At 63.8% G+C, this 24,074-nt stretch carries 30 protein-coding genes; 15 read left to right on the forward strand and 15 right to left on the reverse strand.

The features are described 5' to 3' along the window. Positions 1–26 precede the first annotated feature (26 nt). The gene (metG, locus tag VCK47_RS15875) at positions 27–1,739 is read right to left on the reverse strand and encodes a methionine--tRNA ligase (protein WP_322891522.1); all 1,713 of its coding nucleotides are present in this window, start codon (positions 1,737–1,739) and stop codon (positions 27–29) included. A 137-nt stretch (positions 1,740–1,876) separates the two neighbouring features. Between metG and VCK47_RS15880 the strand changes: the two genes are divergently transcribed. The 3 genes from VCK47_RS15880 (at position 1,877) to VCK47_RS15890 (ending at position 4,035) form a co-directional block, all read left to right on the forward strand. Continuing rightward, positions 1,877–2,341, forward strand: coding sequence for an outer membrane beta-barrel protein (locus tag VCK47_RS15880; RefSeq protein ID WP_322891521.1), 465 nt, complete (start codon positions 1,877–1,879; stop codon positions 2,339–2,341). A 13-nt stretch (positions 2,342–2,354) separates the two neighbouring features. Further along, a complete protein-coding gene (locus VCK47_RS15885) occupies positions 2,355–3,395 on the forward strand; it encodes an aldo/keto reductase (protein ID WP_322891520.1) in 1,041 nt (346 codons plus the stop codon). Between the two features lie 79 nt (positions 3,396–3,474). Next, the gene (locus tag VCK47_RS15890; protein WP_322891519.1) at positions 3,475–4,035 is read left to right on the forward strand and encodes a lipocalin family protein; all 561 of its coding nucleotides are present in this window, start codon (positions 3,475–3,477) and stop codon (positions 4,033–4,035) included. On the opposite strand, the gene VCK47_RS15895 is transcribed toward VCK47_RS15890, so the two are convergent. Then, a complete protein-coding gene (locus tag VCK47_RS15895; protein WP_322891518.1) occupies positions 3,980–4,879 on the reverse strand; it encodes a helix-turn-helix transcriptional regulator in 900 nt (299 codons plus the stop codon). The genes VCK47_RS15890 and VCK47_RS15895 overlap by 56 nt on opposite strands. An 82-nt stretch (positions 4,880–4,961) precedes the next feature. Between VCK47_RS15895 and VCK47_RS15900 the strand changes: the two genes are divergently transcribed. Continuing rightward, positions 4,962–5,840, forward strand: a complete 879-nt coding sequence (locus VCK47_RS15900) for a fatty acid desaturase (protein ID WP_322891517.1) — start codon at positions 4,962–4,964, stop codon at positions 5,838–5,840. Here VCK47_RS15900 and VCK47_RS15905 read toward each other — a convergent pair. Further along, the gene (locus tag VCK47_RS15905) at positions 5,837–6,508 is read right to left on the reverse strand and encodes an NUDIX hydrolase (protein WP_322891516.1); all 672 of its coding nucleotides are present in this window, start codon (positions 6,506–6,508) and stop codon (positions 5,837–5,839) included. The two genes, VCK47_RS15900 and VCK47_RS15905, sit on opposite strands and share 4 nt — an antisense overlap. Next, entirely contained in the window at positions 6,505–6,894 is a 390-nt protein-coding gene (locus tag VCK47_RS15910; RefSeq protein ID WP_322891515.1) for a DUF983 domain-containing protein, read from the reverse strand. The genes VCK47_RS15905 and VCK47_RS15910 overlap by 4 nt, the downstream gene beginning before the upstream one ends. A gap of 175 nt (positions 6,895–7,069) precedes the next feature. Here VCK47_RS15910 and VCK47_RS15915 point away from each other — a divergent pair, with 175 nt between their 5' ends. The 4 genes from VCK47_RS15915 (at position 7,070) to VCK47_RS15930 (ending at position 8,798) form a co-directional block, all read left to right on the forward strand. Next, positions 7,070–7,363, forward strand: a complete 294-nt coding sequence (locus VCK47_RS15915; protein ID WP_322891514.1) for an EF-hand domain-containing protein — start codon at positions 7,070–7,072, stop codon at positions 7,361–7,363. Positions 7,364–7,437: 74 nt separating this feature from the next. Further along, complete coding sequence (locus VCK47_RS15920) at positions 7,438–8,031, forward strand: RNA polymerase sigma factor (RefSeq protein ID WP_322891513.1); 594 nt, start codon at positions 7,438–7,440, stop codon at positions 8,029–8,031. After that, the gene (locus VCK47_RS15925) at positions 8,009–8,356 is read left to right on the forward strand and encodes a hypothetical protein (RefSeq protein WP_322891512.1); all 348 of its coding nucleotides are present in this window, start codon (positions 8,009–8,011) and stop codon (positions 8,354–8,356) included. The genes VCK47_RS15920 and VCK47_RS15925 overlap by 23 nt, the downstream gene beginning before the upstream one ends. Next, a complete protein-coding gene (locus VCK47_RS15930; RefSeq protein WP_322891511.1) occupies positions 8,349–8,798 on the forward strand; it encodes a periplasmic heavy metal sensor in 450 nt (149 codons plus the stop codon). The genes VCK47_RS15925 and VCK47_RS15930 overlap by 8 nt, the downstream gene beginning before the upstream one ends. On the opposite strand, the gene VCK47_RS15935 is transcribed toward VCK47_RS15930, so the two are convergent. After that, positions 8,795–10,186 (reverse strand): diguanylate cyclase, encoded by a 1,392-nt coding sequence (locus tag VCK47_RS15935; RefSeq protein WP_322891510.1) that lies wholly within the window; start codon positions 10,184–10,186, stop codon positions 8,795–8,797. The genes VCK47_RS15930 and VCK47_RS15935 overlap by 4 nt on opposite strands. A 94-nt stretch (positions 10,187–10,280) precedes the next feature. Here VCK47_RS15935 and VCK47_RS15940 point away from each other — a divergent pair, with 94 nt between their 5' ends. The 3 genes from VCK47_RS15940 to VCK47_RS15950 all read left to right on the forward strand — a co-directional run bounded on the left by VCK47_RS15940 (position 10,281) and on the right by VCK47_RS15950 (position 12,967). Continuing rightward, positions 10,281–10,559 carry a DUF3572 domain-containing protein gene (locus VCK47_RS15940; RefSeq protein ID WP_322891509.1) on the forward strand — a complete coding sequence of 93 codons (279 nt, stop codon included), beginning with the start codon at positions 10,281–10,283 and terminating at the stop codon, positions 10,557–10,559. 59 nt (positions 10,560–10,618) lie between these two features. Further along, positions 10,619–11,326, forward strand: coding sequence for an HAD family hydrolase (locus tag VCK47_RS15945; RefSeq protein WP_322891508.1), 708 nt, complete (start codon positions 10,619–10,621; stop codon positions 11,324–11,326). 81 nt (positions 11,327–11,407) lie between these two features. Then, positions 11,408–12,967 (forward strand): trimethylamine methyltransferase family protein, encoded by a 1,560-nt coding sequence (locus VCK47_RS15950; RefSeq protein WP_322891507.1) that lies wholly within the window; start codon positions 11,408–11,410, stop codon positions 12,965–12,967. Between the two features lie 6 nt (positions 12,968–12,973). Here VCK47_RS15950 and VCK47_RS15955 read toward each other — a convergent pair whose 3' ends face one another. Then, positions 12,974–14,092 carry a zinc ABC transporter substrate-binding protein gene (locus VCK47_RS15955; RefSeq protein ID WP_322891506.1) on the reverse strand — a complete coding sequence of 373 codons (1,119 nt, stop codon included), beginning with the start codon at positions 14,090–14,092 and terminating at the stop codon, positions 12,974–12,976. 68 nt (positions 14,093–14,160) lie between these two features. Between VCK47_RS15955 and VCK47_RS15960 the strand changes: the two genes are divergently transcribed. The 4 genes from VCK47_RS15960 to VCK47_RS15975 all read left to right on the forward strand — a co-directional run bounded on the left by VCK47_RS15960 (position 14,161) and on the right by VCK47_RS15975 (position 16,733). Next, positions 14,161–14,643 (forward strand): transcriptional repressor, encoded by a 483-nt coding sequence (locus VCK47_RS15960; protein ID WP_322891505.1) that lies wholly within the window; start codon positions 14,161–14,163, stop codon positions 14,641–14,643. Then, on the forward strand, positions 14,640–15,374 hold the full coding sequence (locus VCK47_RS15965; RefSeq protein WP_322891504.1) for a metal ABC transporter ATP-binding protein: 735 nt from the start codon (positions 14,640–14,642) through the stop codon (positions 15,372–15,374). The genes VCK47_RS15960 and VCK47_RS15965 overlap by 4 nt, the downstream gene beginning before the upstream one ends. Beyond that, on the forward strand, positions 15,374–16,171 hold the full coding sequence (locus VCK47_RS15970; RefSeq protein ID WP_322891503.1) for a metal ABC transporter permease: 798 nt from the start codon (positions 15,374–15,376) through the stop codon (positions 16,169–16,171). The genes VCK47_RS15965 and VCK47_RS15970 overlap by 1 nt, the downstream gene beginning before the upstream one ends. A gap of 88 nt (positions 16,172–16,259) precedes the next feature. Next, positions 16,260–16,733: a CAP domain-containing protein gene (locus tag VCK47_RS15975; protein WP_322891502.1), complete on the forward strand. Its 474-nt coding sequence runs from the start codon at positions 16,260–16,262 to the stop codon at positions 16,731–16,733. A gap of 47 nt (positions 16,734–16,780) precedes the next feature. Here VCK47_RS15975 and dtd read toward each other — a convergent pair whose 3' ends face one another. From dtd to VCK47_RS16020, 9 genes are read right to left on the reverse strand one after another with little or no spacing between them, the layout of a single operon-like run. Further along, positions 16,781–17,218, reverse strand: coding sequence for a D-aminoacyl-tRNA deacylase (dtd, locus tag VCK47_RS15980; protein WP_322891501.1), 438 nt, complete (start codon positions 17,216–17,218; stop codon positions 16,781–16,783). After that, positions 17,215–18,120, reverse strand: coding sequence for a carbohydrate kinase (locus VCK47_RS15985; RefSeq protein ID WP_322891500.1), 906 nt, complete (start codon positions 18,118–18,120; stop codon positions 17,215–17,217). Before VCK47_RS15985 ends, dtd begins: the two co-directional genes overlap by 4 nt. Before the next feature lie 13 nt (positions 18,121–18,133). After that, positions 18,134–19,240, reverse strand: coding sequence for a TFIIB-type zinc finger domain-containing protein (locus VCK47_RS15990; RefSeq protein WP_322891499.1), 1,107 nt, complete (start codon positions 19,238–19,240; stop codon positions 18,134–18,136). Then, positions 19,237–19,659, reverse strand: coding sequence for a hypothetical protein (locus tag VCK47_RS15995; protein ID WP_322891498.1), 423 nt, complete (start codon positions 19,657–19,659; stop codon positions 19,237–19,239). The genes VCK47_RS15990 and VCK47_RS15995 overlap by 4 nt, the downstream gene beginning before the upstream one ends. Beyond that, positions 19,656–20,759 (reverse strand): SPFH domain-containing protein, encoded by a 1,104-nt coding sequence (locus VCK47_RS16000; protein WP_322891497.1) that lies wholly within the window; start codon positions 20,757–20,759, stop codon positions 19,656–19,658. The genes VCK47_RS15995 and VCK47_RS16000 overlap by 4 nt, the downstream gene beginning before the upstream one ends. Positions 20,760–20,785: 26 nt before the next feature. Further along, on the reverse strand, positions 20,786–21,742 hold the full coding sequence (locus VCK47_RS16005) for a DUF2927 domain-containing protein (RefSeq protein WP_322891496.1): 957 nt from the start codon (positions 21,740–21,742) through the stop codon (positions 20,786–20,788). 6 nt (positions 21,743–21,748) lie between these two features. Beyond that, the gene (locus tag VCK47_RS16010) at positions 21,749–22,942 is read right to left on the reverse strand and encodes a toxic anion resistance protein (protein ID WP_322891495.1); all 1,194 of its coding nucleotides are present in this window, start codon (positions 22,940–22,942) and stop codon (positions 21,749–21,751) included. Further along, positions 22,942–23,835: a 5-bromo-4-chloroindolyl phosphate hydrolysis family protein gene (locus VCK47_RS16015; protein ID WP_322891494.1), complete on the reverse strand. Its 894-nt coding sequence runs from the start codon at positions 23,833–23,835 to the stop codon at positions 22,942–22,944. Before VCK47_RS16015 ends, VCK47_RS16010 begins: the two co-directional genes overlap by 1 nt. Beyond that, positions 23,835–24,038, reverse strand: coding sequence for a hypothetical protein (locus VCK47_RS16020; RefSeq protein WP_322891493.1), 204 nt, complete (start codon positions 24,036–24,038; stop codon positions 23,835–23,837). The genes VCK47_RS16015 and VCK47_RS16020 overlap by 1 nt, the downstream gene beginning before the upstream one ends. Positions 24,039–24,074 lie beyond the last annotated feature (36 nt).

The following is a 24,074-nucleotide window of genomic DNA, read 5'->3' on the forward strand; positions in this document are numbered from 1 at the left end:
CCAAGGCCCAACCTTTTAGCGGGCCTTTACGTCCGCACGCCTGCGAAACGTTCGGCCCAATCGGCGCGTTCGTCATCCGTGATCTTGCGGAACAAGTTGTCCGGCACGGTGAATGCGTGACCTGCGGGCAGGGCGGACAAGGCAGCGCCCATATCCTCGGGCCATGTGGCATCATCCGTCTGCATCGCAGTCAGCAGGACCTTGCTGGCGTCGGGGATGAAGGGTGCGGACAGCACGGCATAAAGGCGGATCAGGTTCAGCCCAAGGCGCACCTGCATCGCGGCAGTGTCCGTGTCGGTCTTGATCGTGGTCCACGGCGCGTTGGCCTGCAAATATTCATTGCCCAAGACCCAGATCGCGCGCAGTTCTGCCGCAGCCTTGCGCACCTCGATCGCGTCCATATGCGCCTGATAGGCGGTCAGGCGCTGGGTGAGGGCTGCGATCAGCGCCTCTTCGGCCGCACCCTGTGTGCCGCCTTCGGGGATGGTTTCGCCGAATTTGGAGCGGCAGAATTTGGTGATCCGGCTGACGAAATTGCCCAAGACATCGGCCAGATCCTTGTTCACATCCTGCTGGAACGCGTCCCATGTAAACTCGGCATCCGATGTTTCGGGCGCGTGGGACAACAGCCACCAGCGCCAGTAATCGGACGGCAAAATCTCCAGCGCCTGATCCATGAACACGCCACGCCCGCGCGAGGTGCTGAACTGGCCACCGTCATAGTTGAGGTAGTTGAAGGATTTGATGTAATCCACCAGCTTCCACGGTTCCTGCGTGCCCATGATCGTCGCGGGGAAAGACAGCGTGTGGAACGGCACGTTATCCTTGCCCATGAACTGGGTATAGCGGACGTCATCTGCCCCCTTGTCGGTGCGCCACCAGCGTTCCCAGCCGCTGCCTTTGCCCGCATCCTGCCATTCCTGCGCGCAGGCGATGTATTCGATGGGCGCGTCGAACCAGACATAGAACACCTTGCCTTCCATGCCGGGCCAGTCCTGATCGCCCTTGCGCACGGGAATGCCCCAGTCCAGATCACGCGTGATGCCGCGATCCTGCAACCCGTCGCCATCATTCAGCCATTTCTTGGCAATGGATGTCGTCAGGATCGGCCAGTCTTTCTTGCTGTCGATCCAGTCGGCCAAAGCGCCTTTCAGCTCCGATTGCCGCAGATAGAGGTGCTTGGTCGTGCGCACCTCCAGATCGGTGGCGCCCGAAATCGTCGAACGCGGGTTGATCAGGTCGGTGGGGTCAAGCTGCTTGGTGCAATTGTCGCATTGATCGCCGCGCGCGGACTCGAACCCGCAATTGGGGCAGGTGCCTTCGATATAGCGGTCGGGCAAAAAGCGGCCGTCGGTCACGGAATAGACCTGATCTTCGGTCACTTCGCGGATCAGGCCCATCTCGGCCAGACGGCCTGCCATGGCCTGTGTCAGTTTGTGGTTCTGCGGGCTGGAGGACCGCCCGAAATGGTCGAACGACAGCCCGAACCCGTCGGCGATGCGCGCCTGCACGTCGTGCATTTCGGCGCAGTATTCCGCGACCGGCTTGCCTGCCTTGGCAGCGGCGAGTTCGGCTGGCGTGCCATGTTCGTCGGTGGCACACAGAAACAGCACCTCGTGCCCGCGTTGGCGCAGGTAACGTGCGTAAAGATCGGCGGGCAACTGGCTGCCGACAAGGTTGCCCAGATGCTTGATCCCGTTGATATAGGGAATGGCGGAAGTGATCAGATGGCGGGCCATGCGACGTCCTTGCAAAGTTTCGCCCCTGTCTAGCGATGTCGCGCAGCAGATGCCAGATGCCCGACATCTGTTGCACCGTGCCATCATGCGGCTTACACAACCCCAAAAGCCCGATTTCAACAAAAGGTTGCCCCCCGATGAAAACACTTGTTGCCGTGATCACTGCCTTGACCCTGTCCACGCCCGTTCATGCGTTCGAAGCTTACGGCGCGATCGGGGGGGACTACGCACTGCCCCATGAAGGCGAATCCGACCTGCTGGTCACCGTGCTGGGCGGTGTCGTCACCAGCGGGTCGCTGCTGGCCTTCGGGGTCGAGGGCGAGTTGGGCTTTGCGCTGGGCGCGGACAGCGATTTCGACACACGTCGCCTGCGCGCTGTCGCGCGCTACAATTTTGGTACGCTGACCGCTTTCGGGGCGGCGGGGGTTGACCAGTTCATCTATGAAAACGTGACCGACACCGGCCTCAACCTTGGCTTGGGCGGCGAATTCGATCTGCAGGGCAATACTGCGTTTCGCGGCGAACTGATCCGGTCCTTCATCACTGATGGCGATACCGAAAACACCACGACCACCCGTCTGGGGTTGGTCTACCGGTTCTGAGAACGGAAAGCAGATGCAGAAAATCAAACTCGGCCGCAGTGACATCATGGTCACCGACTGGTGCCTTGGCACCATGACCTATGGCAACCAGACCGACCGCGCGGATGCCTATGCGCAGATGGATATGGCGCTGGAAGCGGGGATCAATTTTCTCGACACCGCCGAAATGTATCCGGTCAATCCGATCCGCGCCGAAACCGTGGGCCTGTCCGAAACCATCGTCGGCGAGTGGCTCGCGACGTCGGGGCGCCGGTCCGAGGTCGTGATCGCGACCAAGGTATCGGGCAACAACCCCGGCTGGGTGCGCGAGGGGCGCGGCTATGACGGGGCGATCATCCGGCAGACGGTCGAGGCATCGCTGCGGCGGTTGCAGACCGATGTGATCGACCTTTACCAGATGCACTGGCCCGAGCGCGGGTCTTATGCGTTCCGCCAGAACTGGACCTATGATCCGTCAGGACAGGACCGCCAGCGCACGATGGATCACATGCTCGACGTGCTGGAGGCACTGGACGACTGCGTCAAGGCCGGCAAGATCCGCGCCATCGGCATGAGCAACGAAAGCGCCTGGGGCATGACCAAATGGGTCGATCAGGCGACAGCCGCCGGTCTGCCGCGCATGGTGTCGGTGCAGAACGAATATTCGCTGCTCTGCCGGCTTTATGACACCGACATGGCCGAAATGGCGGTGAACGAGGATGTGACGCTCTTGTCCTATTCGCCGCTGGCCTGCGGTTTGCTGACGGGCAAGTACCAGCATGACGTGCCTGCAGGCAGCCGGTTGTCGATCAATGGCAATCTGGGTGGGCGGATGACGCCGCGCACCTTGCCTGTGACGCAGGTCTATCTTGATCTGGCCCGCGACCACGGCGTCGATCCGGTGCATATGGCGATGGCGTGGCAGGCAACGCGGCCTTTCCCTGTCTCGGCGATTTTTGGTGCGACGACGAAAGAGCAGCTGTCGCATATCCTTGCAGGGCGCGATACCGTACTGACGGATGATCTGCTGGCCGCGATCGAGGCGGCGCATAAAGCGAACCCGCAGCCCTATTGAGGGGGCAGTGGTCCGGTCCCCCAAGCGGGACCGGAGCGCGCCGCGCGGGAGTATTTTTGGAAAAAAGAAGTCGGGGGCCATGATGCGCAACTTCGTGATGATGGCGGTCCTGCTGGCGGGCTGTTCCCTGCAACCCGGCGAGCCGCGCGGCGGGCTGTTCGAGGTCTACCGCGACACAGCCGTGCCGATTTCATCCAAAGCCGTGTTCGAGCCCGCGCGGTTTCTGGGTACATGGTACGAGGTCGCGCGCTATCCGGTGCCCTTCGAGGCGGGCTGCGTCGGGGTCACGGCGGAATATGGCGCCTTGCCGGACGGGCGGATCTCGGTGCGCAATACCTGCCGCAATCCCGACGGGTCCGTGCGGTCCGTGATCGAAGGCAGTGCCGGTATTGTGGGCCCCGGGCGGTTGAAGGTCAGCTTTCCATCTCTGCCCTTTGGCGAGGCCGATCTTTGGGTGCTGTGGGCGGACGAGACCTATCGCACCGTGGTGCTGGGCGCACCTGACGGCCGGTCGGGGTGGATTCTGAACCGCGATCCGGTGATCCCCGCCGACAGGCTGGCCGCCGCACGCGGAATGCTGGCGTTCAACGGCTATGACCTGAGCCGTCTGATGCCGGTTCCGCCTGTGCCGCAAGACTGATCAGCGCGTCGAAATGCGCGGCCATGTCGCGCTGGCCCACCTTGCCGCCGCGCACCAGCATGTCGAAATGCCGTGTGATCGCCGTGACCCGTTCGGTGTCGCGAAAGGCGATGTAGTTGCGCCCCAGATAGATCACCGCCAGAAGCGGGCCAAAGACGGTGACGGGGGCAGAATAGACCTCGCGCTTGTCGAAAAGATGCAGGCGCAGGGCGGGGTAAAGCTGGTCGTGCAGGTCGCGGAACCGGCGCAGCTGGTCCTGCCGGATGGCGAGGGACAAGCCGCTGTAATAGCCTTGGCCGCGTGCGAAACTGTCGAGTTCCGAGAGGGGTATGGCGATTTCGTAATCCGACTTCGACCGTTGCATCCAGTCGAGCCTGTCCGCACTGGCCCCGATCGCCTGTTCGATCGTCTTGCCCACGGCGGGCGCATATTCCCAGCGCAGCATGGCGGTGGTTTTCAGCATGTCAGGCAGGCCGGAGGGCACATGGCGGATCTTGTAGCCTGCAGCCTCTTGATGCCAGGCGAAGATCTGGTCATCGACCATCGCGCGGGACGCCTCGGGCATTGAAATTGCCGCGGCGACCAGATCGGCGGCCTGTTCGGGGAAATCCGACAGGCCCAGAAGCCAGTCCGCGCTGACGCCAAGGGCGGCGGAGCATTCCGCGACAAGCTGCGCATTAGGCAGCCGTGCGCCCTGATCTTTCAGAAGTTGCGACAGGGTCGACCGGTCGACACCTGTCCGGCGCGCGAGGGCGGCCTGTGTCGTGCCGGTCCGGTCCATGGCGGCGATCAGCCGGTCACGGAACAGGCGGGCGCGGTCGCGTTTGTCGATCTTTTGCACCATTGGTGATTATTATCATATCTACAGACTTTTGTGAACCAGTCACGACATTTTCGGACACGGATGCGTGAGCTAGTCTAGGGCTATGAAATCCAATAAATTTTCCACCATCGAGTGGCCTACGCTTTTATTAATCCTTGGGTGCTACGGTGTCTGGCTGGCTGCGCTCTGGCTGATGCCTTTGCCGCTAGGGGTGATCGTGGCGGGGGTGGCCATCGCGCTGCATTCCTCGCTCCAGCATGAGGCGATCCATGGCCATCCGTTCGGGGCGCAATGGATGAACGACCTGCTGGTCTGGCCGCCGCTGACGCTGGTCATCCCCTATAGCCGCTTTGCCGCCACGCACCGCGCGCATCACCATGACGAGGTGATTACCGACCCTTATGATGATCCGGAAAGCAACTATCTCGACCCTGCTGTCTGGGGCCGGTTGCCGCGCGCCGTGCAGGTCGTGCTGGGGTGGAACAACACGCTGGCGGGGCGGCTTTTGCTGGGACCGCTGGTGGGCACGGCCAGTTTTCTGATCTGCGAATGGCGGCAGGACAGCGTGGAGATCAGGCGCACATGGATGCTGCACGTGCCGGTAATGATGGCCGTGCTGGCACTGGTCGCCGTCTCGCCGATGCCGGTCTGGGCCTATCTGCTGGCGGCCTATCTGGGGCTGTCGCTGCTGAAACTGCGCACATTCCTTGAACATCAGGCGCATGTCCGCGCCAGTGGCCGCAGCGTGATCATCGAGGATCGTGGGCCGCTGGCGTTTTTGTTCCTGAACAACAACTTGCATGTCGTGCACCATATGCACCCCACCGTGCCATGGTACGCGCTGCCCGCGCTCTATCGGTCGCGCAAGGACCATTACCTGCGCCGCAACGGTGGCTATCTGTTCCGGTCCTACGGCCAGATTTTCCGGCAATATCTGTGGCGGGCGAAAGATCCGGTGCCGCACCCACTCTGGCCGCGTTAAAGCGGGGATCGCCCGCCAAGGCGGCTGACCAGATGTGCCTCGTCATCGTTGCGGAAAAACGGCACATCGGGCAGATCGCCGCCGCGCGCGATATAGCCCACCAGTTCCGCCAGCACGACCTGCGTGATGAACGGCAGATCGAAGCTGCGCGCGCGGTCGAGGGCGACCCATTGCAGATTGGCCAGTTCATCCTCGGCGCGCCCGAAATCATCGGGGTCGGTCACCAGATCGGCGGCATCTGCCAGAAAGAACCGCGCATCGAACCGCCGCGGCGGGCCGACGGGTGTGACCGCGCGAAAGAAGAACCGCAAGGCGGCCCCATTGGGCCTGTGGCCGGTGGCGGCGAAACCGCGCCAGCCTTGCGGCGGGTCGGGCCAAGGGGCGGGGGTGCCCAGCACCTGACCGGTTTCTTCCCATAACTCGCGGATCGCGGCGGCGCCAAGGCAATCGGGGACAAGGCTGCTGTCGGCCTGCAACCTTGCGTGATCGCGCGGCGACAGGTCGGGCAGGGGGATGCAGCCGTCATTGGGGTCAACCGCCCCACCCGGAAACACGAATTTGCCCGGCATGAAGGCTACGGATGCCCCGCGCTGCCCCATCAGGACGGCAGGGCGTGTGCCCGCGTCGCGCAGCACGATGATCGTGGCTGCATCGCGCACGGGTGTCATGCGTTATGGCCGAACCCGTGCATCCGGCGCGACCACTGGATGCCGACCATCAGCCCCTTCATCGGTGGCAGCAGGGCCAGCGACAACCCCACCGCACCCACCGATAGAACCGTCGCCATCACCCAAGGGTCGGGCCGCCACGCGACCCACATGATATGGATCGCAAAGCCGATGATATGCGCGACCAGCAGGATCACCAGATAGGCCGGGCCGTCATCGGCGCGGTGGTGGTATAGCTCCTCGCCACAGTTCGGGCAGGTGTCAGCCACATGCAGATAGCGGTCGAAAAGCTTGCCTTCGCCGCAGTTGGGACACCGGCTGCGCAAACCGTTCATGATGGCGGGTTTTGCGGGGCGTTCGGCGGCATGGCTGGATGTGTCGGTCATCGGACCCTCCTGTGCATGCCTTTTACATGGCGTCTCATGGGTCAAAAGGAAAGGGCGGGGCCGCCGCTTTCGGGCTTTCGCCGGAGGATTTGAACGATCCGCGACGGAAACGGCGGATCGCTGCGTTCAACAGGCATGAGCGGCACAGGGCCGCTGGATTTCGAAAGGACAGACGATGAAAAATGGATGGATCATTGCAGGGCTGGTTGGGACACTTGCGCTGACCGCAGGGGCGGCTGTTGCCCAAGGGCACCGGCAAGGACCGGATTTTGCCGCGATGGATACAGACGGTGACGGCGCTGTGTCGCTGGCCGAATTCACCGCTTTCGCGCAGGAACGTGCCGCCACCCGCGCCGCGCGGATGTTCGCCCGCGTCGATGCTGATGGCGATGGCATGGTGACATTGGCCGAGATCGAGGCTGCGCGCGAGATGCGTGGCGAGCGTCATGGCAAGCGCCAGAACGACTGAACCAGACCCGCGCGGCAGGCCACCCGCCTGTCGCCGATTGTCACGGGGGGCGGATGCCGCTAGCACGATCACAAATGACGGCGGTATCCGACCCTTACGCCCATGCCTCGGACGAGGATCTGTTGCTGGCCCATGCCAGCGGCGATCCCCGCGCGGCCGGGGCGCTGACGCTGCGGGTGTTGCCGCGTGTGCTGGCGCAGGCGCTGCGGATGCTCGCCAACCGCGCCGAGGCCGAGGATGTCGCACAGGACACTATGCTGCGGCTATGGCGGATCGCGCCCGACTGGCGGCGGGGCGAGGCGCAGGTCAGCACATGGCTTTACCGCGTCACTGCGAACCTGTGCACCGACCGGCTCCGCAAAAGGCGGCATGTGGCCATCGACGAGGTGGCCGAACCGCTGGATGCCACGCCGTCGGTCGCAGCACAGATGCAGACCCGCGCAAGGTTGCGTGCCCTGTCGGATGCTTTGGCGCAACTGCCCGAACGGCAGGCACAGGCGGTGGCGCTGCGCCATCTCGAAGGGTTGTCCAACCCAGAGATCGCACAGATCATGGACATCAGCGTGGCGTCGGTCGAAAGTCTGACAGCGCGCGGCAAACGGGCGCTTTCCGCGATCATGGCGGGGCGCAAGGCAGAACTGGGGTATGACGATGACGAACCCGCCTGACGACATGCTGGACGATCTGTTTGCGCAGGCCCGCAATCTGGCGCCCGTGCCTGATGACGCTTTGATCGCGCGGGTGCTGGCGGATGCCGCGCGCCCGGCGCCGGTGCTGCGCCCGCAGCCTTCGGTGCTGGCGCAGATGCGCGCGATGATTGGCGGCTGGCCCGCTTTGGGCAGTCTGGCGGCGGCGACTGTCGCTGGCATCTGGATCGGCATCGCCCCGCCGCCCGTGGTTGTCGATTACGCCGCTGGCCTTTTTGGCGAGACGGTCAGTCTGGGACTGTCCGCCGAGGAATTCATGATCGCAGGAGAGTTGTCCGATGGCTGATGTGCAGACGCGCCCGTCGCGGATCTGGCGGGTTGTGCTGGTGGTATCGCTGGCGCTGAACCTTGCGGTGGCGGGGATCATCGGGGGTGCAATGGTGTCGGGACAGCTGGGAGAGCGGGCGTCGCCGCGCATCGATTTTGGTGTCGGTCCTGTTGCGCGTGCCTTGTCCGATGACGAACGGCGCGCCATCGGGCGCGAATTGCGGGCTGACCGCAGCTTGCGTGGCCATGATTTCCGCGGGCAGATGGCGGCGGTTGCTGCCGCCTTGCGCGCCGAACCTTATGATCCTTCGGTCACGCAGGCCTTGCTGGAGGCTCAGGCAGAACGGCTGTCGGCGGTGCAGGCACGCGCCCGGTTGGCGGTGCTGGACAGGATTGCGGCCATGCCGCCTGAGCGCCGCCGTGCCTTTGCTGACAGGGTGGAACAGGAAATGCAGCGTTAAGCGGCGGTCAGGTCCATCGCCACGCGGTCGCGCCCTGCGGATTTCGCGCGATAGAGCGCCGCATCCGCCAGATCGCAGATGCGGTGCGTGTCGGGCTGGTCTTGCCCCGCCTCGCCGCTGAGCGCCACGCCGACAGAAATCGTGACTTGAATGGGGGCATGCGCTTCGCCCAGATCGAACGGGGTCTGGTTCACCAGCCTGCGCAACCTGTCGGCAGCCCCTTGCGCCTGTGCGGCACTGGTGCGCGGCATAGCGACCAAAAACTCCTCTCCGCCGATCCGGGCGACCAGATCGACCGCGCGCAGGTTGTCGCGCAGCCGTGCGGCGATCGCGACCAGCACCCTGTCGCCTGCGGCATGGCCATAGCTGTCGTTGATCGCCTTGAAATGGTCGATGTCGATCATCATCACGGCCAGCGCGCGGCCGGCTGCGGCGGATTGTTCGGACATCCGTGTCAGGTGATGATCGACGTAACGGCGGTTATACAGCCCCGTCAGGGGATCGGTCACCGCCGCCTGCAACCCGTCGCGCAGGTTGCGGCGCAGGGCGTCGTGCAGTTTCTTGCGCCGGATCAGCGCCTTGGCGCGCAGGATCACCTCTTGCGGCAGGGCACCTTGGGTCACGACATCATCCGCGCCAAGGTCCAGAAACAGCGCGGCCATTTCGGGGCGGTCGTCAGGCACCATGACCAGCACGGAGGCCAGACGCGTCTCCACCCGGCTGCGCAGGTCCGACACAAGGCTGAACAGTGGTCCCGCATCGCCTTTGGGATCAGCGGCGGGGATGATGAACAGATCGGGGCAAGGCGCGTCGTCATGGTCGCGCAATACTGCCGCTGCGGTCTGGATCACCACTGGATGACCCAGCCCCGCATGCAATGTGGCGATCAGATCAGGCACAGGTGCTGCCTGCGGCGCGATTAGCGTGACCAGCCCGGGTGTGACAAAGGCGGTCTGGCTTTCGCAGAACCCCAGCGCGCGGCTGGTGCTGTCGCGCAGGAACAATTCCTCGGTCGCAGAGCGCGCGCGCAGCAGGCTGCGGATCCGCGCCAGAAGCAGCGCATCGTTCATAGGCCGCGCCAACACGTCGTCGGCCCCCGCATCAAGGGCTGCAAACCGCGCGCGCGACGTATCTGCAACGCCCACAGCAATGATCGCGATAGTGCTGGTGTCTGGGTCCGCCTTCAATGCGCTGCAAAACCCGTGCCGGTCCTCGGCCGGGTCGGACAGGTTGACGAGAATCAGATCCGGTCGATGCTGCGCGATCATCGCCTCCGCCTCGGCGCTGGTGGCGCAGGCTTCCACCGCGAATTGGGCCGCAAGCATCTTGACGCGCAGCACAATTCTGTTGGTCGGTACTGCATCGACGATCAGTATGCGTCCTGACATATCCGTGTCCTCAATCCGGAAACAAAGACGTTTCCTATGCTGAGTTTCGGTCATATTGGTTAAAAAACTCTTTCCAGTTAACAAAGGATGACGAATGGGACCGGATCAGGCGCAGGTGATAGCCCTTCAGGCGCTGGGCTGGATGGCCGGGCAGGACGAGATCTGCACGACCTTTCTGGGGGCGAGCGGTGCCTCGGTCGATGATCTGCGCGACCGAGCGGCAGAACCTGCGTTTCAGGCGGCGGTGCTGGATTTCCTGACGATGGATGACAATTGGGTCATTGCGTTCTGCGATGCGCAGGGGCTGGCCTATGACATGCCTTTGCGCGCGCGCTATGCCTTGCCGGGGTCAGAACAGGTGCATTGGACCTGACGCTTGACACGGGGCCAAGGGTCGGGTCGGGTGCGGGCCGAACCGGAAAGGACCCGAGCATGATCGCAGGCATCATCTTTGACAAGGACGGCACCTTGTTCGACTTCAACGCCACTTGGGGTGCATGGACGCGCGCCATGCTGGTGGCAGAGGCGGGCGACGACCCGATCCTGTGCGAAAGACTGGCGGCCGCATTGGGCTATGACATGGAAAACGCAAGGTTTCATCAGGGCAGTATCGTCATCGCCTCGACCGTGGATGTGGTGGCCGATGCGATCATCGACGTGCTGCCCGGTGATGTCGACAAGGCCGCGCTGATCGGGCGGATGAACGCGGGTTCGGCACAGGTCGATCAGGTCGAGGCGGTGCCGCTGCGCGCCTATACTGCGGGACTGCGCCAGCTGGGCCTGACACTTGGCGTGGTGACGAACGATGCCGAAGGCCCCGCGCTGCGCCATCTGGACAAGGCCGGCATCCGGTCCGATTTCGCCTTTGTCGCGGGCTATGACAGCGGCTTTGGGGCTAAACCCGGTCCGGGGCAGCTGATCGGCTTTTGCCGTGCAACGGGGGTAACACCTGATGCCTGCATCATGGTCGGCGACAGCACGCATGATCTGCATGCAGGCCGGGCCGCGGGGATGCTGACAATCGGTGTGCTCACCGGACCCGCCCCGCGCGCAGAGCTGGAAGGGCTGGCCGATACCGTGCTCGACACGATCGCGGATATTCCCGCATGGCTGCGGCGGGAAAAGCTGATCGCGGGCTGAATGCGACGACCTTTGTCGGTTTCCCGTCATCATCGGCGCACGGGTTTTGCCATCCTGCCCTGACAAAGAGCAGGGATCAAAATGCAGGCAGACGGCAAGACACGGCGGCGCGGCGGCGGACGGGCAGGCAATGCGACACGGCGCGGCACCGCGTCGATTGACCAGATGCCATGGCACCTGCCGGTCAACACCGACCGCCCGACCGAACCGCTGACGCCCGAAGGCGTGCAGGCGATCCATGATGGTGCGATGCGCATCCTCGAAGATATCGGGATCGAGTTTTTGAACGAAGAGGCGCTGGCGCTGTTCCGGCAGGCCGGTTGCACCGTCAACGGCACCAATGTCCGCATGGGCCGCGACTGGGTGATGGAGATGCTCGCCCATGCGCCCGCGCAATTCGACATCACCCCGCGCAACCCCGACCGCAAGATCACCATCGGCGGCAAGCATATCCTGTTCGGGGCGGTCGCCTCGCCACCCAATTACCACGATCTGGAAATCGGGCGCAAAGTGTCCGGCACGCGCGACCAATGCGCGAACCTTCTGCGGTTGACGCAGTATTTCAACTGCATCCATTTTTCCGGCGGCTATCCGGTGGAACCTGTCGATGTGCATGCCTCTGTCCGGCATCTCGATGTGATCCACGACAAGATGGTGCTGACCGACAAGGTCGCGCATGCCTATTCGCTGGGGCGCGAACGCGTCGAGGATGCGATGGAAATGGTGCGCATCGCGGGCGGGCTGACCGAAGACCAGTTCGCGGCCAAGCCGCATATGTATACCAACATCAATTCCACATCGCCTCTGAAACATGACGTGCCGATGATCGGCGGTTGCCTGCGCTGCATCCGGCGGGGGCAGGCGGTCATCGTCACACCCTTCACGCTGGCAGGTGCTATGGCACCCGTGACGATGGCGGGGGCCGTGACCCTGTCGATTGCCGAGGCTTTGTCGGCCATCGCGCTGTTCCAATACGTCCGCCCCGGCGCGCCATGCGTGATCGGGACCTTTACCAGCAACGTCGACATGAAATCTGGCGCGCCCGCCTTTGGCACGCCCGAATACATGCGCGCGACCCAGATGACCGGCCAGATGGCGCGGTTCTACGGGTTGCCGATGCGGGCCTCGGGCGTCTGTGCGGCAAACCTCGCCGACGGGCAGGCGATGTGGGAGACGTCGAATTCGCTCTGGTCTGCCGTGCAGTCTGGCACCAATCTTGTCTATCACGCGGCGGGATGGCTGGAGGGCGGGCTGATCGCCAGCCCTGAAAAGTTCATCATGGATTGCGAGATCGTGCAGATGATCCAGCGCTACATGGACCCGATGCTGACCGCGACAGGGCCTGACGACATCGCCCTAGACGCGATCAAGGAGGTGGGACCGGGCGGCCATTTCTTTGGCACGCAGCACACGCAGGACCGGTTCGAACAGGCGTTCTATCAGCCCTTTGTGTCCGACTGGCGCAATCACGAGGCGTGGGAGGCGGCGGGGGCGATCGGCACGGCAGAACGCGCGCATCACCTCTACAAGGATATTCTTGCGACCTTCGAGGCCCCGCCGATGGACGTGGCCATCAAGGAAGAGCTGGCCGATTTCGTGGCGCGCCGCAAGGCGGAAGGCGGCGCGCCCACTGATTTCTAGGGCCGTTTACGCATCGCCGAGGCAGGTGGCAAAGTCATCGGCCAGACGGCGCAGCAGGGCTTCGTACAGCTCTGGGCCACTGTCCAGACCCGCGCCGACACCGTCGATCTGGGCGGTGCGGGCCTCGGTGCCCTCGGTCACGACGGTCGCCCAACGGTCGCCAATTTCAGCATCGCTGAACACGCAAACGATCTGGCTGTCTGCCATCTGGTCACGCAGGCTTGCGACCTGTGCAGGGCCGGGGGTGCGCGCGTCGATGCCGGAAATCGCACCGGCGGCGGTCAGGCCATAGCGGGCCTCGAAATACTGATACCCGTCATGCGGCAGGATATAGGCGAGACCCGCGAACGGGGCCAACTGTTCGGCCAGTTCCGCATCCAGCGCTGTCAGGCGGGCAATCGCGGCCTCGGCATTGGCGGTATAGGTCGCGGCATTGTCGGGGTCAGCGGTGCCAAGCTGATCGGCAATCGCGGCCAGCCAAACCTGTGCGACAGCGGGGTCGAGCCATGCATGCGGATCGAAATCGCCGTGGTCATGGTCGTGGTCGTGGCCATGTGCATGGTCGTCATGCCCATGGTCGTCGTGAGCGTGGTCATCATGCGCGTGGTCGTCGTGAGCGTGCTCGTCATGCCCATGGTCATCATGCGCATGCGCGTCATGTCCGTGCGCGTCATGTCCATGGTCGTCGTGGGCGTGGTCATCATGCCCGTGATCATGTTCGTCCTTGTGGTCGTCATGATCGCCGTGATCGTGGTCGTCCTCGGCGGCGGGGACAACGAATTTCTGGATATCGCGGATTGGCAGCGTGTCCCATCCGGCGACGTCCAGCAGAGCAACTTGCGTGGCATTCGGGGCAAGCGTGTCGATCAGGTCGGTCAGCCAGGGCGTCAGGCTCGGGCCGGTCCAGATCAGGACCTCTGCTTCGCCCAGATTGGCGGCATCGCTGGGGCGCAGGGCGAAATCATGCGGGTCCGCACCCGGGGGCAGCAGCACGTCCGGCGTGCCCAGATCGCCCATGACCTGTGCTGTCAGGCTGTGGATGGGGGCGAAATCGGTCATCACCTGTGGCACGTCGGCAAGGGCTGCGGTGGGCGCAAGCGCGCAGAGGGACAGTAAACGAATCATGGCGTGGTCCTTGTGGTGATTTCGGTCTGATGCTATATTTGATATGTTATATCATAACAAGGCGCACCATGTCACAGGACCCGATGGCCTTTGCCCGGCACGATCACGACAGCTGTATCAGCGCCGCACTTGCGGCGGCTGACAGCGCCTGCGTGGATCGTAAGGTCCGCATGACGCCGGTGCGCCGGCGGGTGCTGGAAATCCTGCTCGAAAGCCACGCGGCCCTTGGGGCTTATGACGTGCTGGCGCGGCTCGATGCCGAAGGGCTGGGGTCCAAACCGCCTGTCGCCTACCGTGCGCTGGCCTTTCTGGTCGAACAGGGCTTTGCCCACCGGATCGAGCGGCTGAACGCCTTTATCGCCTGCGCCCATCCCGGCGTGACCCATGACGCGGCCTTTATGATCTGCCGCAAATGCGGCACCGTGGCCGAGGCGCAGGCCAGTTCGCGCAGCCTGACACAGGCCGCCGCCGCCAACGGGTTCCAGCTTGAACAGACCGTGATCGAGGCCGAGGGCGTCTGCCCCGCCTGCCAGCAGACCGCCGCCGCATGAGCCTGATTGATGCGCGCCACATCGACTTTGCCCATGGTGGGGCAAAGGTCTTGCAGAACGTCAGCATGTCGCTTGACGAGGGCGAGATCGTGACCATCGTGGGCCCCAACGGGTCGGGCAAATCCACCCTGTTGCGGTTGCTGATCGGTGCGCTGAAGCCGCAAAAGGGGACAGTGACCCGTGCGCCCGGCCTGCGCATCGGCTATGTGCCCCAGAAACTGCATATCGACCCGACCTTGCCGATCACCGTGGCGCGGTTCCTGAACCTGCCCAGGCCGGTGCCTGCCAAGGCCGCGGCCGAGGCGTTGCAGGCCGCAGGTGTGACCGGACTGGAACGCCAGCAGATGTCGCAACTGTCGGGCGGGCAGTTCCAGCGGGTGCTTCTTGCGCGCGCGATCCTGTCGGACCCGCATGTGTTGATGCTGGATGAAGCGACCCAAGGGCTCGACCAGCCTGGATCGGCGGCTTTCTATCGCCAGATCGCTGCCGTGCGGCAGGACCTTGGCTGTGCGGTGTTGATGGTCAGCCACGAATTGCATGTGGTGATGAGCGCGTCCGACAGGGTGATCTGCCTCAACGGTCATATCTGCTGCGAAGGGACCCCCGAGGTTGTGTCCGCCGCTCCCGCTTATCGCGAATTGTTTGGCACGGGCACGGGCGGTGCGCTGGCGTTGTACCGGCATGAACATGACCACGATCACGGCCATCACCATCACGAGGCGGCGGAATAATGCTGGATGATTTTCTGGTGCGTGCCGCCCTTGCCGCCGTGGGCACGGCCGTGGCGGCGGGGCTTTTGGGCTGTTTCGTGGTCTGGCGGCGGATGGCCTATTTCGGCGATGCAACGGCCCATGCCGCCGTGCTGGGCGTGGCGATGGCGCTGCTTTTCGGCACGTCGATTACGCTGGGTGTCGCGGTTGTGGCACTCTGCATGGCGGTGCTGATCCATAGCTTGAGCGGGCAGGGGGTTGCTGTCGACACGATCCTTGGCGTGCTGGCGCATGGGGCGCTGGCCTTGGGGCTGGTCGCGGTGACGCTGGTGCCGGGGCAGCGCATCGATCTTGACGCCTATCTGTTCGGCGATGTGCTAAGTGTGACGCGCAGCGATCTTGCGGTGATTTGGGGCGGCGGTGCGCTGCTTGTGGGGGTGCTCTGGTGGCAGTGGTCCGCGATGCTGACCGCGACGCTGAACCCTGATCTGGCCCATGCGGCGGGTATCAATCCGCGTCGCCAGCAACTGATCCTGACCGTGCTGGTCGCCGCTGTCGTCGCCGTCGCGATCAAGGTCGTGGGGGCGCTGCTGATCACCGCGCTGCTGATCATCCCTGCCGCCTCGGCGCGCGGATTTGCCAGCACACCCGAACGGATGGCCTTTTTCGCCATGGGGATCGGGGCCTTGTCGGCACTGGGCGGGCTGCGGCTGGCCTTGCATTTCGACACACAGGTCGGCCCGTCGATCATCTGCGTGGCGGTGGCGATCTTCGCGCTCAGCCTGATCGGGCGGCGCCTGCCGAATTTGCAGGTCTGATTGCCCCGCAACTTCCCCCGTCTTGCCATAGCCTTGCCCTGATTTCGCGGTCTAGCTGCCTTTGACACATCGCAGGGGACGCTTGATGATGGCTTTGCGGACATTATTGCTGGCGCTGATCGCGGCGCTGTCGGCGAACATGGCCCTTGCGGCCAATTGCATGGCACCCGAGAATGTCGACGCGCTGGCCACTGAAATTGCCACTGGTCTGAACGCAAGCCGGCAGGCCAACGGCCAGCCGCCTTTGCGGTTCAGCCGCGATCTGGGCCGTGCGGCGATGACCCATGCCTGCGACATGCACCGCAATGAATTTTTTGCCCATATCGGCACCGACGGATCGAACCTGCAACAGCGGGTCCGCGCGGCGGGCTATAGCGATTGCCTTGTGGGCGAGAATATCGCCTGGGGCTATCCACGGTCCGAACAGATCATTACCGGCTGGATGAATTCGCCCGGTCATCGCACGATTATGCTGCACCCAAGGGTCGAGGAATTCGGCATCGGCATCACAACCGGCGCGCGCGGTCCCTATTGGGTGCTGGTCGTGGGGAAAGGCTGCTGAAGGACTTTCTGGCCTCCGGCGGGGATATTTGCGCTCGAACGATGATGCTAGATGTCGAGCCAGATCGTCACTGGCCCGTCATTGACCAGCGACACCGCCATATCCGCGCCGAATGATCCGGTGGCGGTGGCGATGCCCAAGGCAGCCATATCTGCGATGAACGTCTCATAGAGCGTGCGGCCAAGGTCTGGGCTGGCGGCGGCGGAAAAACCGGGGCGGTTGCCGCGCGATGTGTCGGCGGCCAGCGTGAATTGGCTAACGATCAAGGCGGCCCCGCCTGTGTCGATCAGGCTCTGGTTCATCTTGCCCGCGTCATCCTTGAAAATCCGCAGTTTGGCGATCTTGGCGGCAAGGGTGGCGGATTTGTCGGGCGTGTCGCCCGCCATCGCGCAGACAAGGATCAAGACGCCCTGTCCGATCTGCCCGATCACGGCCCCGTCCACGCTGACGCTGGCCGCGCTGACGCGCTGGACCAGCGCTCTCACAGCTCGGAGGCCCAAGGCGGGTTCGCACCCGCGCGGCTGACGGTGATGGCCGCGACCCTTGCGCCAAAGGCGGTGGCAGCGGTCAGCGCGTCGCGGTCTGCTGTTGCAAGGGCGGCTTTGGTCAGCAGCCCTTGTGCGTCGAGATTGGCCAGAAACCCTGCGCTGAACGTATCGCCCGCGCCCACGGTATCAACGACCGTCGCCTTGACCGCCGGCACATCGAAATTGCCGGCTGCGGTGACAACCGTCACGCCATCCGCGCCGCGCGTCAGCAGGACGACGGCAGCGCCTGTTTTCGCGCGCAAGGCGGCGGCATCGGTATCGCCGCTGATCCATGCCAGATCCTCGTCCGAGATCTTGATGATATCGGCGACCGCCAGCATCCGGTCCAGCCGCGCGCGATAGGCGGGCTCATCCTTGATAAAACCGGGGCGGATATTGGGGTCGATCATCGTGACCGCACGCGGGGCCTCGCGCAGCATCAGCGTCTCATAGGCGGCCGCACAGGGTTCGACGACCAGCGAGATGCCGCCGAAAAACAGCGCCTCGGCCTGCGTGTCGGGCAGATCGGCAGGGGTCAGCATCCGGCCTGCGGTGCTTTCATCGTAGAACGCATAGGAGGCATGGCCGTTCGTCAGCGTCACAAAAGCCAGTGTCGTGGGCCGGTCGCTGATCGCGGCGGGGCTGGCATCCACGCCAGAGGCGGCAAGCTGGTCGCGCAGGATGGTGCCGAACAGATCCGACGACAGGCCCGAAAAGAACTGCACCGGCGCGCCGAGCCGCCCGAGCGCGATAGCCGTGTTGAACACCGCGCCACCGGCATGGGGGGCGAAACAGGCCTCCCCCGCCGCCGTTTCGCGCGGCAGCATGTCGATCAGGGCTTCGCCACAGCATAGGATCATCGCATCTCTCCCTCTATTGGGTGTTAGCGATAACGAAACCTGCGACCAGTGCCAAGATCAGACCGACGATCACGGCACCCGCGATCTTCCATGCCGAATAGGGCCGTTCGCCTTGCACCCGTCCGGTCCGCCCGTTCACGACGAACTGATAGCTTTGCCCGCGGTATTTGTAGGCGGCCAGCCAGACCGGCAGCAGGATATGTTTGAAGGTCACATCGCTGATTTGCGTGTCGATCTGCCCGATCCTTTGGTCGTCGCCGCCGATGTCGTATTTCACATCGCGCGCGATCATCCGGTCCATATAGGCGCGGGCCTCGGTGAACCCGTCCTCGAGCGCGATCTGATAGCCTTCGGCGCGGAAACCGGCGAGGTAGTCGGGCTTGTAGGGTTCCAGCGCGCTGAGGTCCCACGGCTCCAGCCCGTCGGTGTGTTTCTTGGGCAGGGATTTTGACGCCAGCACCAGCACATCGTCGAAAAACCGTGCGACCTGTCCCGAAACCGCCCGCCAGCGGGTCTTGCGGACGGTGATCGTTGTGGGTTTGCCGTCGCGCATGACGGTGCGGGATTCGTAGTAATGCGTCCCGCGCTGGCCGGTGTAGCGGCTGGCGGTATCGGCGTCGAAGGTCCAGTAGGGGACGTAGATGCCGTTCATCCGCCGCCCCTTGCGCGCATATTCGGTCAGGCCGCTCGGCGCGAACCAGAGACTGCCAAGCCAGTCGTTCATCGCCTTGTGCGCGGTGGGTTCGTCCAGCGCGAAAGGTAGCAAGCCCGCCGGTTTGATATGCCGGTGGGTGCCAGTGTCGCTGACCACGGGGCTGGCGCAAAAGGGGCATTCGGCGGCATGGGTATCGGGGTCGAATTCAAATTGCGCTCCGCAACTGTCGCAAGCGATGGTGCGGGTGATCTCGATATCGGCTTCGGGCAGGCGTTGGGAGATGGCGCGCTGGAAATCCATTTCCTTGATGCCGCCACCCGTGGTCCCCGTCTGCGGCATCTCTTGGGTATTGCCGCAATGCCGGCAGACAAGCTGGTTGGATTGCGGATCGAACCGCATGTTCGCGCCGCAGGCATCGCAGGGAAAGCGGTGGTCGACGGGGTCGATTGTATCGGTCTGTGTCATAGGATCTTGTGCATGAAGCGCGGCAGCATCATCCGCAGGGCATTGTCGTAAAGCACGTTATGCCGCCAGAAATGAAACAGGCCGTGGAACGTGCCGACCATCAGCAGCGCCAACAGGCTGTTCCACGCCAGATCGAGACTGGCCAAGCCCAGCAGTGCCGCCGCATTGATCGCGACACTGGCGGCCATCACGGCATAAAGCCCGCGGTGCATCCACGGATAGGCCGCCCGCAGCGCGCCTTGCAGCTTGGGGCCGGGTTTGCCCAGCATCCCCTTGGCTGCTGTCATGGCCAGCCAGATCGCCCCCGCGCCGACAAAGGCCCAACGCAGGATTTCATTGGCCGTGCCGCCCTTTATCATGGCCAGAAGCATCATGAACATCGACCAGTGCAGCAGGATTGTCAGGCGTCGCTGTGTCATGCGCCGGGCGGGGGCGGGGGCATCACGGTGAACAGATGCGCCAGTTCGGTCACATCCTCGGCGGCTTTCCAGCCGTCCTGCCCTTGGGTCCAGACCATGCTGGCGCGCGTCAGCGTGCCATCGGTGACCTTGCGGCCCATCGCGGCCTTGGAATAGGGGCCGGTGACCTGTCCGGCTTCGGCGATGTGCCAGACATGTTCGACGGGCGGCGGTGGCGGTGGCGGCGGGGCAGGTGGTGCCGCGACTGGCCCCCAAGGGCCGCGCGTGTTCTGGAGCATCTGCATACCCAGACCGGCCCCCATGCCCATCCCCATCGCCTGTCCTGCGGCAGAGCCTTCGGCGGCCATCGCCTCAGCGGCTTTCCATTTCAGATGCTCGTCCAGATTGCCCGCAATCCCGCGCGAGGTGCGGGCATCCAGCGCCTTTTCGACCTCTGGCGGCAGGCTGATGTTCTCGATGTACAGCTCGGGCAGGGACAGCCCGTATTTCTTGAGCGTGGGGTCAATGGCATCGGCGACCAGCTTGCCCAGATCGGCGGTATTGGCCGCCATGTCTAGCGCGGGGATACCCGACGCCGCCAGCGCGCGGCTGAATTCCTGTACGATGATATTGCGGATCTGGTAGCTGATCTCGTCCATGGTGAATTCACCGTCGGTGCCGACGATTTCGCGCAGGAATACGGCCGGATCGGCGACACGCACCGTATAGGTGCCAAAGGCGCGCAGGCGGGTCGGCCCGAATTCGGGATCGCGCAACATGATCGGGTTCTTGGTGCCCCATTTGAGGTTGGAGAACCGCGTCGTGTTGACGAAGTAGATTTCCGATTTGAACGGGCTTTTGAACCCGTGATCCCAGTGCTGCAGACTGGTCATCACCGGCATATTGTTGGTTTCCAGCATATAAAGGCCGGGGGTGAACACATCGGCCAGCTGCCCTTCATGCACGAACACGGCGGCTTGGCCTTCGCGCACGGTCAGTTTGGCGCCGTATTTGATCTCGTGGCCGTGCCGTTCAAAGCGCCAGACCATCGTGTCGCGGGTATTGTCGGTCCAGTGGATGACGTCGATGAACTGGCCGGACAGAAAATCAAAAATGGACATGGGCGGTCTCCCTAAGTGGGTTGAGGTCAGCTGGCACCCGCCGCCAACAGCTCGCGCGCAATTTCTGCTGCGATCGGGGCGGCGGTGGCGGGGGGCATGCCGGCGGCAAGGCGGCGGTCGTAAAGTATGCGCAGCAGCAATTCGTCATGCCGTGTCAGCAGCGCGAATTCCTCGCTGTCGTTAAAGATCGACGGGCGCGCGGTGTCGCTGTCATTGGCAAGCCCCATGCCCTGCGCCAGTTCCTCGTGGATGCAGGCGGCGCGCATCAGGTTGGGGTGTTCGGCGCGGATCAGCACGACGGCTTGCGCATAGGTGGACTGGCCGGGCTGGAACACGGCGGCAACAAGGCACAGCTGGTCGCGTGGTAGCGTCACGATGCCCCGCACCGTCGCGTCCGAGATGCCGGGGACCAGCGCGCGCAGCCTGTCAGCCGCACCCCGTCGGTCATCCTCGTCCAGAAACAGGACATGGAAATTGGGGGCCGCGTCGGTCTGGCTGATCGGTACGCCCGTCAGCCGTGCCAGCCGCGCGGCAAAAGCGGATACACTTGTCCGGTCCTGATCGCGCTGCGCCAGCGGCACGGTTTCGCTGAATACAACATTCATACGGATCGGCTGTTCCCAGCGGCGCAGCGTCGTCTGACCACCCTGCTGGAGGGTGAAATCGCTGTTGTCCTTGTATTCCGTGGCCAGCGCGATCTGGGCAAAGTTGCGCGCCAGCATCGTATCGGTAAAGGGCGTATCCGGCCCCCCGCCATCGCTGCGCAGCAGGTTCTGCGTCAGCATCTGGGTCTGCAAGGCGGTGTAATGGGCCATCAGGTTGCGGCTTGCCAGACTAGGCGCACGCACCGCAGGCAAGGCGGGCACAACGACGGCAGGCACGGCCTGCGGTGGCGAAACGGGGTCTGGCGGGGGCGCAACCTCGCACCCCGCCAAAAAAGCCGCCGTCACAGCCAGCGCTACAATAAGCCGTGCAGCCGTCATGCCGGTCTACTCGACGCCGGCCGCAGTGCCGATAACATCTCCAGTCCCTGTCTTGCGCGCGCGGGCGCTGGCGAGGGTCTGCTTGAGCTCGGCTTCCATCTTCTGCATCTCGACTTCGGCTTCGGCGCGCTTGCGCTTGCCTTCATCCGCGATCTCGAGGCTTTCGTTGATCGTGGCGATCAGGTTCGCGTTCGCCTCTTTCACCGCGTTGATATCGAACACGCCGCGTTCCATTTCGGTGCGGATGATCTTGTTGGCGTCGCGCAGGTTCTGCGCATTGGCGGTCAGCAGTTCGTTGGTCAGGTCGTTTGCGGCGCGCACGGCCTTTGCCGCCTCGCTCGACCGCTGGATCGTCACCGCCTGCGCCAGTTGCGTTTCCCACAAAGGCACGGTGTTCACCAAGGTCGAATTGATCTTGGTCACAAGCGACTTGTCGTTTTCTTGCACCAGCCGGATCGAGGGCAGCGATTGCATCGTCACCTGACGGGTCAGTTTCAGATCATGCACGCGGCGTTCCAGATCGTCGCGGGCAGAGCGCAGATCGCGCAATTCCTGCGCCTTCATCATCGCTGCATCTTCGGGCGCGGCTTGGACTTCGGCCTCCTTTGCGGGGATGGTCGTGGCATCCAGTTCGGCCAGCTTTGCCTCGCCCGCGGCGATGTAGAGACCAAGTTCGTTATAGAACTGCAGCGTCTTGTCATACAGCATATCGAGGCTTTCGATATCCTTCAGCAGCACATGTTCGTGGCGCAAAAGGTCATCGGTGATCTTGTCGATCTGGCCTTGGACCTCCTCGAACCGGGCGGTGAATTTGGCGATGGGGGCGGCGCGCCCGATCAGTTTTTCCCACCAGGTCCGTTGGCGGCGCACGTCGAGTTCCGACACCGAAAAGCCCCGGATCGTCGTGACCATATTGCGCAGGCTGTCACCGGCAGGGCCCACATCCTTGTTGCGCACACCCGCCAGCATGCTTTGGCTGATGGCCTGCAGATCGGTCTGGGCCGAGGCCCCGAAGGACACGATCGAATTGGTGTCGCCGATGTTGATTTCCGCCATCCGGCGGGTGATTTCCGCCTTGGTCGGCGCATCGGCGCTTTCCAGCACGACAAGGTCGCGCGACGGTTCGGGCAAGACGACAGCAGTCACTTTTTCGACCTCGGCTAAAGCCTGGGCCGCCTTTTCGCGGGTAGATTCGGACATCACTCGTTCCCTTTCGTTTTCAGGCTCACGCCCTCTCGCTGCAACCGGTCGCGCAGCACATTGATTTCAATATCCATATCGGCATGGTCATCCACCAGCATCTTTTCGGTGCGGGCGGCAAAGTTCTGCTCCAGATCGGTCAAAAGTGCTTCGTATTTCGCGCGCGCCTCGGCATCGGGGCCACGGCGGGTGATGTCGACGAACTTGGCCGTCGCGTCGCGTGCACCCATCAGGTAGACGCCCAGATAGCGGCGCGCGCCTGTCAGGTCGCGGGGGTCCTCTTCGATCTTGGCGATCATGCGGCGGGCGACACGCTGGAACCCTGCCACCCGTTCGATCAGGCGGCGGTCGTTCAGGCTGGCGATGGCAGCGGCCATATCGGTCAGATGCGCCTCGGCCTCGTCCACCACGCGCGCCACGCGGTCCTGCTGGAACCGGTCCAGCCCCGCAACCTTTTTGTCAGTAAGCGGGTCGATCCCGAAAGCCGCGACATGCAGCGCAAGCGCCGCCACGCCATAAAGCGCCGATCCCACGATGCCGCTGTCGCCGGTATAGGCCGCAATCGCCACGCCCAAACCTGTCAGCGCCGAGGCCAGCATCTTGCGCGGCAGGGCGGGACGGCGCGCGACCTTGCGCGCATCATAGGCGGCTTCGGCGCGCAGACCTTCCTGCAAAAGCCACGCCGCCAGCGTCAGCACCCCCGCACCGGCAAGAGCCGTGACCAGCACCGCAGGCCCCGCATTCAGAGATGTGAACACAAGCACCACGGCTGGCACGTAAAGGATACGCCCGCGCGATCCCGCCGCCTTGATGCGCACCGGATCGACCGCCGCCTCGCGCGGGTCGGACGCGGCCCCCGAAGGGCTGAACTTGCCACCGAACCGTTTTGCCATCAGGCCGATCCCAGCCAGCCGGTCGACACGCCGAACATCAGCACGACAAGCACGATATAGGAAATCCGTCGAAAGGGGGCGGGCATGGGGTCTGGGTCCTTTTCTGCGGCACCGCCCGCCATGATGCGCACTGCCCCCAGCACAGCCAGAAAGCCCATCGCCAGAATGGCGACAAAACTCAGCAGCAGGATCAGACGCAACATGGGGCAGATACTCCGGTCATGGTCGTTTCCCAGATA

It is taken from the genome of Yoonia sp. 72, assembly GCF_034652275.1.
Taxonomy (GTDB): domain Bacteria; phylum Pseudomonadota; class Alphaproteobacteria; order Rhodobacterales; family Rhodobacteraceae; genus Yoonia.

Bases quoted from the DNA above. Each gene is read 5' to 3' on its own strand.
- VCK47_RS15945 (WP_322891508.1), top strand. From the start codon at position 10,619: ATGATCGCAGGCATCATCTTTGACAAGGACGGCACCTTGTTCGACTTC.
- VCK47_RS15990 (WP_322891499.1), bottom strand. From the start codon at position 19,240: ATGACACAGACCGATACAATCGACCCCGTCGACCACCGCTTTCCCTGC.
- VCK47_RS15900 (WP_322891517.1), top strand. From the start codon at position 4,962: ATGAAATCCAATAAATTTTCCACCATCGAGTGGCCTACGCTTTTATTA.
- VCK47_RS15885 (WP_322891520.1), top strand. From the start codon at position 2,355: ATGCAGAAAATCAAACTCGGCCGCAGTGACATCATGGTCACCGACTGG.
- VCK47_RS15965 (WP_322891504.1), top strand. From the start codon at position 14,640: ATGAGCCTGATTGATGCGCGCCACATCGACTTTGCCCATGGTGGGGCA.
- VCK47_RS15970 (WP_322891503.1), top strand. From the start codon at position 15,374: ATGCTGGATGATTTTCTGGTGCGTGCCGCCCTTGCCGCCGTGGGCACG.
- VCK47_RS15975 (WP_322891502.1), top strand. From the start codon at position 16,260: ATGGCTTTGCGGACATTATTGCTGGCGCTGATCGCGGCGCTGTCGGCG.
- VCK47_RS16010 (WP_322891495.1), bottom strand. From the start codon at position 22,942: ATGTCCGAATCTACCCGCGAAAAGGCGGCCCAGGCTTTAGCCGAGGTC.
- VCK47_RS15935 (WP_322891510.1), bottom strand. From the start codon at position 10,186: ATGTCAGGACGCATACTGATCGTCGATGCAGTACCGACCAACAGAATT.
- VCK47_RS16020 (WP_322891493.1), bottom strand. From the start codon at position 24,038: ATGTTGCGTCTGATCCTGCTGCTGAGTTTTGTCGCCATTCTGGCGATG.
- VCK47_RS16005 (WP_322891496.1), bottom strand. From the start codon at position 21,742: ATGACGGCTGCACGGCTTATTGTAGCGCTGGCTGTGACGGCGGCTTTT.
- VCK47_RS15905 (WP_322891516.1), bottom strand. From the start codon at position 6,508: ATGACACCCGTGCGCGATGCAGCCACGATCATCGTGCTGCGCGACGCG.
- VCK47_RS15930 (WP_322891511.1), top strand. From the start codon at position 8,349: ATGGCTGATGTGCAGACGCGCCCGTCGCGGATCTGGCGGGTTGTGCTG.
- VCK47_RS15960 (WP_322891505.1), top strand. From the start codon at position 14,161: ATGTCACAGGACCCGATGGCCTTTGCCCGGCACGATCACGACAGCTGT.
- VCK47_RS15955 (WP_322891506.1), bottom strand. From the start codon at position 14,092: ATGATTCGTTTACTGTCCCTCTGCGCGCTTGCGCCCACCGCAGCCCTT.
- VCK47_RS15985 (WP_322891500.1), bottom strand. From the start codon at position 18,120: ATGATCCTATGCTGTGGCGAAGCCCTGATCGACATGCTGCCGCGCGAA.
- VCK47_RS15920 (WP_322891513.1), top strand. From the start codon at position 7,438: ATGACGGCGGTATCCGACCCTTACGCCCATGCCTCGGACGAGGATCTG.
- VCK47_RS15910 (WP_322891515.1), bottom strand. From the start codon at position 6,894: ATGACCGACACATCCAGCCATGCCGCCGAACGCCCCGCAAAACCCGCC.
- VCK47_RS15925 (WP_322891512.1), top strand. From the start codon at position 8,009: ATGACGATGACGAACCCGCCTGACGACATGCTGGACGATCTGTTTGCG.
- VCK47_RS15895 (WP_322891518.1), bottom strand. From the start codon at position 4,879: ATGGTGCAAAAGATCGACAAACGCGACCGCGCCCGCCTGTTCCGTGAC.
- VCK47_RS16015 (WP_322891494.1), bottom strand. From the start codon at position 23,835: ATGGCAAAACGGTTCGGTGGCAAGTTCAGCCCTTCGGGGGCCGCGTCC.
- VCK47_RS15880 (WP_322891521.1), top strand. From the start codon at position 1,877: ATGAAAACACTTGTTGCCGTGATCACTGCCTTGACCCTGTCCACGCCC.
- metG (WP_322891522.1), bottom strand. From the start codon at position 1,739: ATGGCCCGCCATCTGATCACTTCCGCCATTCCCTATATCAACGGGATC.
- VCK47_RS15995 (WP_322891498.1), bottom strand. From the start codon at position 19,659: ATGACACAGCGACGCCTGACAATCCTGCTGCACTGGTCGATGTTCATG.
- VCK47_RS15890 (WP_322891519.1), top strand. From the start codon at position 3,475: ATGATGCGCAACTTCGTGATGATGGCGGTCCTGCTGGCGGGCTGTTCC.
- VCK47_RS16000 (WP_322891497.1), bottom strand. From the start codon at position 20,759: ATGTCCATTTTTGATTTTCTGTCCGGCCAGTTCATCGACGTCATCCAC.
- VCK47_RS15950 (WP_322891507.1), top strand. From the start codon at position 11,408: ATGCAGGCAGACGGCAAGACACGGCGGCGCGGCGGCGGACGGGCAGGC.
- VCK47_RS15940 (WP_322891509.1), top strand. From the start codon at position 10,281: ATGGGACCGGATCAGGCGCAGGTGATAGCCCTTCAGGCGCTGGGCTGG.
- VCK47_RS15915 (WP_322891514.1), top strand. From the start codon at position 7,070: ATGAAAAATGGATGGATCATTGCAGGGCTGGTTGGGACACTTGCGCTG.